5 protein-coding genes, 1 rRNA gene and 1 pseudogene are annotated in these 6,771 nt (G+C 34.4%); 5 read left to right on the forward strand and 2 right to left on the reverse strand.

Annotated features, from left to right (window positions below):
* From rrf to H8B04_RS16505, 4 genes and pseudogenes are all read left to right on the forward strand, one after another.
* Positions 1 to 104 (forward strand): 5S ribosomal RNA (gene rrf, locus H8B04_RS16490); the annotation flags it as partial.
* Positions 105 to 202: 98 nt separating this feature from the next.
* On the forward strand, positions 203 to 1,150 hold the full coding sequence (locus H8B04_RS16495) for a TIGR01212 family radical SAM protein (RefSeq protein ID WP_165292547.1): 948 nt from the start codon (positions 203 to 205) through the stop codon (positions 1,148 to 1,150).
* A 72-nt stretch (positions 1,151 to 1,222) separates the two neighbouring features.
* Positions 1,223 to 2,128: a hypothetical protein gene (locus H8B04_RS16500; protein ID WP_190303040.1), complete on the forward strand. Its 906-nt coding sequence runs from the start codon at positions 1,223 to 1,225 to the stop codon at positions 2,126 to 2,128.
* Between the two features lie 215 nt (positions 2,129 to 2,343).
* Positions 2,344 to 3,535: pseudogene (locus H8B04_RS16505) on the forward strand (IS256 family transposase).
* 79 nt (positions 3,536 to 3,614) lie between these two features.
* Here the strand turns inward: H8B04_RS16505 and H8B04_RS16510 are convergent.
* Both H8B04_RS16510 and H8B04_RS16515 read right to left on the reverse strand, forming a co-directional pair.
* Positions 3,615 to 4,085, reverse strand: coding sequence for a pyrophosphohydrolase domain-containing protein (locus tag H8B04_RS16510; RefSeq protein ID WP_165292550.1), 471 nt, complete (start codon positions 4,083 to 4,085; stop codon positions 3,615 to 3,617).
* Between the two features lie 101 nt (positions 4,086 to 4,186).
* Entirely contained in the window at positions 4,187 to 5,494 is a 1,308-nt protein-coding gene (locus tag H8B04_RS16515; protein WP_165292551.1) for a pseudouridine synthase, read from the reverse strand.
* A 241-nt stretch (positions 5,495 to 5,735) separates the two neighbouring features.
* Between H8B04_RS16515 and H8B04_RS16520 the strand changes: the two genes are divergently transcribed.
* Entirely contained in the window at positions 5,736 to 6,488 is a 753-nt protein-coding gene (locus tag H8B04_RS16520) for a lytic transglycosylase domain-containing protein (RefSeq protein WP_190303041.1), read from the forward strand.
* Positions 6,489 to 6,771: the final 283 nt, after the last annotated feature.

Below are 6,771 nucleotides of genomic sequence, written 5' to 3' on the forward strand. Positions count from 1 at the left end.
CTATATCGGCGGTGTTCACCTCTTCCCATTCCGAACAGAGCAGTTAAGCCCGCCCGAGCCGATGGTATTGCCGTAACAGGTGGGAGAGTAGGTCGGTGCCTTCTTTTATTAAACAACAAAGCAAAGCTTTATCACAACAGTGGTAAGGCTTTTTTGCGTTTGTAGAATATTATCCATAACAATTCAGTATCTTTGTAGCCGAATGGGAACAGCATTAGACAATGGTATTAAGCCGTATAATCATTACGGAGCTTATTTGAAAGAGAAATATAACGGGCAAAAGGTATTTAAAGTTATCGTTGATGGTAATTTTACATGTCCTAATCGTGACGGAAGTAAAGGTTATGGAGGCTGTACTTATTGTAATGTTGACTCGTTTACGCCTGATACAGCCCGTAAAATACCATCTATCCGTGAGCAGGTAGAAAATGGTATTGAACGTGCACGCAATAGCTATGGTGCTGAGAAATTCATTATCTATTTTCAACCTAATACAAACACTTATGCGCCTACACATTTGCTTAAAATGATGTATGATGAAGCTCTAAGTATTGATCCTGAAAATACTTTAGGTTTATCAGTTGGTACACGCCCTGACTGCTTAGATTTTGAGAAGATAGCTCTATTAGAATCGTATACTGATAGATTGGATGTAGACTTAGAAATGGGTATGGAATCTATATATAATGATACCTTAGAACGTATCAATAGAGGCTGTTCGCATGATGAGTTTCTTTCTACCATGAAAATGCTGGAAAACACAAAATTGGAATTGTGTGTGCATACCATTTTTGGTTTTCCTTGGGAGACAGAAGATATGATGCTTAAGTATGCTGAGGAAATTAATAGGCATCCGCAGATTAAATTCGTAAAACTACACCATTTGCACATTGTAGAAGGTTCTATTATGGGCGTTAAGTATAAGCGTGAACCTTTCAAATTGTTCTCTATGGAAGAGTATACTGAGTTCCTAGCTAAATTTATTCCTTTATTAAGACCTGATATTATTATTCAACGAGTGTTTGGGATAGCGGATCAAGATTTATTGATTGCTCCAAATTGGGGATTGAAGAAATCGGGAATTCAGACTTATATTGATAAGGGATTAGAAGCTCGAGGTGTTCAACAAGGAAGTATGTATTTGGTTTAAATATTTGCACTACGTTAACTTACGTTTTCCTGGAGAAATAATGTTATCTTTAAGTAAATCATTGCTAACATTATGGGAAATCCAAAATATTTCGTTTTATTAGTACTATATACTATTTTTTATACATCTTGTTCACCTGATAATAATGACCCATTTTCTCCTACAATCGTCGACACTGTAGATAATAAAGAGGATAACACCAATATACCACCGAAACCTCTAATAATTAAAAAGTCAAAAACGACTGACTTAACAAATTTTAAAATTGACTTAAATTCTGCTTCCAGTTTTTATCTCGGCAGTGTTTGGTCATTGGGTGACACATCAAAAGGCTTTGAACTGACTCATCTTCCAGATAAAGAAAAGTCTGATAAAATATATTTTCTAACAAACAGTTTTACTGCTGATTTAGAAACTCATATTCCTTCATATCAAAGCATGTTTTCTTATGCCAAGAAATTTAAGCCAGGTTCTAATAATCTTAGTTTCAGTTCGGACACATTTTTTGACTATGGTATTATTCAATATTACATAGTAAATAGTGGTGATTATAAGGCTATTAAGGATTTAGTTGCGATAAATGATTCTACATATATTCGTAAGAAAAATGCAATATCTAGATATGCTAAGTTAGAGTATCTGGATATTTATACTGATATTCAAGAAATTCATACCTTATATGATCAGGAATATCTTCAGGAATTGAAGAATGAAAATATTGATCCTTATTACATATCATCTGTAACATATGGCAATGAATCGATCTTTTTAGCTGAAAGTGATTCTACTCGACAGGCGTTTAACAAAGTTTATGACAAACTAATTGAAAATTCTGCATTAGATAATGCAGATATAGCTGTTTTGGATTCTAGTAATTTGTTGATTTATAGGAGAGACAGTGGTAGTAATACGAGTTTTTTAAGTTTGGAAAAGGGGCTTCGCAAATTCGTGATTTCATTAAAGAATTCATTGTGCTAGATAAGCAAAATACAAATGCTGTTAATTACCCTTTGTCTTTTACAATGTATAAATTGAGTGATATGTCAACACTGAAATATAAGCTCAATTATGATATTTTTGAAAAAGTAGAGCAATAAAAAAAAGGACACTGTCTTATAAAGTGTGTAAATAAAAATGTGGGGTTCATAAATAATTGGATTCCACATTTTTATTTACATAACGTTATTATTATGATCGATAGAGAATCATTATTAAACGACAAAGAGTTCTTAAGGAGTTTTAAGGACGGAGCCGACTTACAACAATTCTTTAGAGAGTTACAAGGTCGAGCAGTCTCTCAGATGCTAGAAGGAGAATTAGATGTTCATTTAGGCTATGATAAACATGCTCGTAGTGAAGAGAGGAATTCTCGCAATGGCCACACCAGTAAAAAGGTCAGAGGAGATCAAGGTGATATTGAAATTCAAGTTCCTAGAGACCGTGAAGGGAGTTTCAATCCTATCATTGTTCCTAAGGGCAAGAATATTATAGATGGCGTTGAGAATGTCATCGTTTCTCTTTATGCCAAAGGCATGAGTGTTATGGATATCGAAGATATGCTTCGCGATGTGTATAATTTTCAGGTTTCCGAAGCTACTATTTCGCGCATCACAGAGCGCGTCGCTGAAGATGTTGTAGCCTGGCAAAATCGTCCTTTAGATAACGTTTATCTTATTGTTTGGATGGATGGTATTGTTTTCAAAGTTCGTGAGAATTCCAAAGTGGTTAACAAAACCATTTATTTAGCCGTAGGTTTGAATCGAGAGGGTTACAAAGAGGTATTGGGTATGTGGCTGGGTAAGAATGAAAGTGCAAGCTTTTGGATGGGAATTTTGACTGATTTGAAAGCTCGAGGTGTAGAAGATATGCTCATTACAGCTACTGATAATCTTAATGGTTTTACAAACACTATCCGCTCGGTATTCCCCGAAAGTAACACGGAAATCTGTGTAGTTCATCAAATCCGTAATGCCTGTTGTTTGGAAGGATAAAAAGGCATTTACAGCTGATATGAAACCCATTTATGATGCTCCAAACAAACAAGCCGCACAGGCTGCATTAGATAGTTTTGCCCAAAAATGGGAATCAAAATATCCTTATGCGATTAAATCTTGGCGAGAAAATTGGGATGAACTGACTGTGTTTTACCAATTCCCTTTAGAAATCCGAAAAATCATTTATACCACCAATATTATTGAAAATATGAATGGAAAAATCCGCAAATACACGAAAAACAAACTTTCGTTTCCTACGGATGAAGCTGTCATGAAATCAGTATATTTGGCTTTGAGAGAAATCTCTAAAAAATGGACAATGCCTATTCATAATTGGGGTATTATCCTAAATCAGTTCTTAACATTATTTGAAAAAAGAGTCCAATTGTAACTAAACAACTGAACTCCATATTTTTAATTTACACAGTTTGTGAGACAGTCCCAAAAAAAGCGACTTTTAGTCGCTTTTTTTATTGCTCTACGATTGATTTCAAATCTGCAGGTGAGTAATTGATTGATTTCAATGTTTTGTTGTCTCCTTCACGGAAAACCAAGAATAAACCATCTACTTCCTTATAATACGAATCCACTCCTTTTTCTTCTTTATAGTATTTCATAGTAGCTTCTGCTTCTTCTAAAGATTTGCAGGCTTTACTCATGTTAGAGCGTTGAACTTCTTCGAATAGCGTATTGAATTTATCACCTAATCCAAATTCCAATACAGCGCCAGACAATACGTACTGAATGTCACACAATGCATCCGCAATCTCTACGATATCTTTGGCTTCAATAGCTTCTTCTAACTCTTTTAATTCCTCAGCAATTAGAGAAACACGTAGTTTGCATCTTGATTCAGAAGGAATTTCTGGTGTATCTAATATAGGATGCTGAAATGTTTTATGAAATTCAGCTACAGATGTTAACGATTTAGGGTCTGTCATGTTTATTAAAATCTATTAAGCTATAAAAATACAAATCTTTAGGCGTAATTATAAACCTCTAAAAACAATAAAGTCTCGAATTTTCCGAGACTTTATTGTTTTTATTTTACGAAGTGTTTTAATTGAATCAATTCTTTCTCTTCTAAATATCTCCAACGTCCACGTGGTAAATCTTTCTTCGTTAGGTTAGCGTATACTACTCGGTCTAATTTTATAACCTCATAACCTAAGGATTCGAAAATCCGTCTTACGATACGATTTTTACCTGAGTGAATTTGGATACCTACTTCACGTTTAGATGCTCCAGCAACATAGCTCAAATCATCTGGTTTAATAAGACCATCTTCTAACTCAATACCAAATTGAATTTTGTTAAAATCACCTTGAGTCAAGTTTTTATTTAACTCTACTTGGTAGATCTTTGTAACATTATTTCTTGGATGAGAAAGTTTCTCCGCTAGGTTACCATCATTTGTTAATAATAATAAACCTGTTGTATTTCTGTCCAAACGTCCAACTGGGTAAATACGCTCTTTAGTCGCTTTAGCAACCAATTGCATTACTGTACGGCGTTCTTGAGGATCATCTGTAGTCGTGATATAATCTTTTGGTTTGTTTAATAAAACATAAACCATTTTTTCACGCTTGAGACGCTCGTTATTGTAACGAATTTCGTCTTTAGCTGGATCTACTTTAGTTCCTAATGAAGTAACAACTTCTCCGTTAACAGAAACTACTCCCGCAGTAATTAACTCATCCGCTTTGCGACGTGAGCAAATACCCGCGTTTGAGATATATCTATTCAAACGAATCAAACCGTCGTCAGCTGCTTCTTTGTTAGCTGGTTTATTAGCCGGTCTGAATTTTCTATTCGCTGAATATTTAAAATCGTTTTTCTCTCTTTGTTCTTGGTACTCTGAAGTAGGCTCAGGTCTTCTATTCTTAGTATAACCTTCTTTTTCGAATGATTTTTTGAAAGGTTTTTTGTCGAAAGATCTTCTTTCTGACCCACCTTCTTTATCAAAAGACTTCCCGAATGTTTTTCTGTCGAAAGATTTTCTTTCGTTTCCACCTTCTTTATTAAATGGTTTGTTGAACGATGATCTTCTATCGCTTCCGTCTTTTGAGAAAGATTTTCCGTATGATTTGTTATCGTCTCTGTCGCTAGATTTATAGTATGAAGAGCGACCGAATGATTTTTTATCTTCTTTATTGAATTTTGAAAAAGATGATTTTCCGAATGATTTATTATCTTCTTTTCTGTCTTTGCTGAAAGAAGACTTTCCAAAAGATTCGGATTTGTTACCGAATTTTTTATTAGAATTATCTTTCGATCTGAAGCTTTCTGAGTTGCTTCTACTTTTTCTGGAGTTGTCCTCGCGACTGTTCCTTTGACTTTTGAATGGCATAATTTTATATAAAAATTGAGGTACAAAGTTACACAAAATAATGATATAATTAAGTTTTTTTTAATTCGTAAATTGTTTACCCTAAAGCGGTTTAAAGCACGATTCTGAAGCTACTTAAAAATGGCGACTTTGTAACTATTTGGAATATAAGCAAATAGTTTGTACCTTTGGCGCAGCATAAATGGACCAAGCTATTTTTGATCGATTAGTTAATCGTGGATAGATAGCAGTAAGGAAGTGAATGATTAAAAAAAGAGTACTGTGTTTTAGCGCAATATTATCGATAATGGTTTTATCGAAGTTGCAATCAAGACCCCAAGGGATTTCCATAGAAAACCCGTATAAACAAATCATGTTGGAGCATGCCGCTAGGCTAAAGGAGGAAGCAAAATCTCCACGCAACAACAGCAAAGCATATTTTAGTTCTCTAACTTTTGCTGAAGCAAGTGTACCCACAGAGGACGTAAAAGTAAAAAGTAAATTAAGTCAGTATTTAGCTAAATTTTCTTTCAAAAAAGTACGCTCGCATGAGATGCACAATCGTGCGGATAAGTATTTGCCTAAAATAGCCAAGATACTAAAATCATACGGCATACCGGAAGATTTTAAATATATTCCAATCGTAGAAAGTGGATTGGATCCTCGTGTAAGTTCTCACAAAGGGGCTGGTGGTTATTGGCAATTTATGCCTACTACAGCGCGTCTTTATGGACTTAAAGTCAATGGCAACGTGGATGAACGTAAAGATTTTATCAAATCGACACACGCCGCAGCGAGATACCTAAAATCTCTTTACGAGGAATTTGGCGATTGGACTTTAGTCGCTGCAGCCTATAATGTAGGTGGCGGAAGTCTCAAGTCTTCCATTCGTAATCAGAAAAAAGACGATTATTACAAATTGAGATTAAATGGCGAAACAGCGTCTTATGTGTACAAGATTATTTCTGTAAAAGAAGTGATCGAAAATCCAAGGATGTACGGTTATAAAATTTAAAATATCAAATACTATATACACAAGAAAAGGCTTGAAATTATTGAGGACACTGAAAAAGTTTCTATTTTTTTAAGAGACTTAAAAAAATGACTGAGTATAGTATTAAGCTTACTCAGTCATTTTTGTTTTAGGGATTTCTGGAAGATTGTTTATTAATTGTCCTTATTGTAAGTTTAGTCAATAAGTATATGCTATTTGGCTCTTATTATCCCAATTTGACATTTTTAAAGCTAATACCCCTGCTTTTTTAGATTAATTTCAGGATTCTTTTCATGTTTACAGT

This window comes from Sphingobacterium litopenaei (genome assembly GCF_014692495.1).
In the GTDB taxonomy this organism is placed as follows: Bacteria; Bacteroidota; Bacteroidia; order Sphingobacteriales; family Sphingobacteriaceae; genus Sphingobacterium; species Sphingobacterium litopenaei.

Coding starts and splice junctions, on each gene's coding strand:
- H8B04_RS16495 (WP_165292547.1), top strand. CDS start 203: ATGGGAACAGCATTAGACAATGGTATTAAGCCGTATAATCATTACGGA.
- H8B04_RS16500 (WP_190303040.1), top strand. CDS start 1,223: ATGGGAAATCCAAAATATTTCGTTTTATTAGTACTATATACTATTTTT.
- H8B04_RS16510 (WP_165292550.1), bottom strand. CDS start 4,085: ATGACAGACCCTAAATCGTTAACATCTGTAGCTGAATTTCATAAAACA.
- H8B04_RS16515 (WP_165292551.1), bottom strand. CDS start 5,494: ATGCCATTCAAAAGTCAAAGGAACAGTCGCGAGGACAACTCCAGAAAA.
- H8B04_RS16520 (WP_190303041.1), top strand. CDS start 5,736: ATGATTAAAAAAAGAGTACTGTGTTTTAGCGCAATATTATCGATAATG.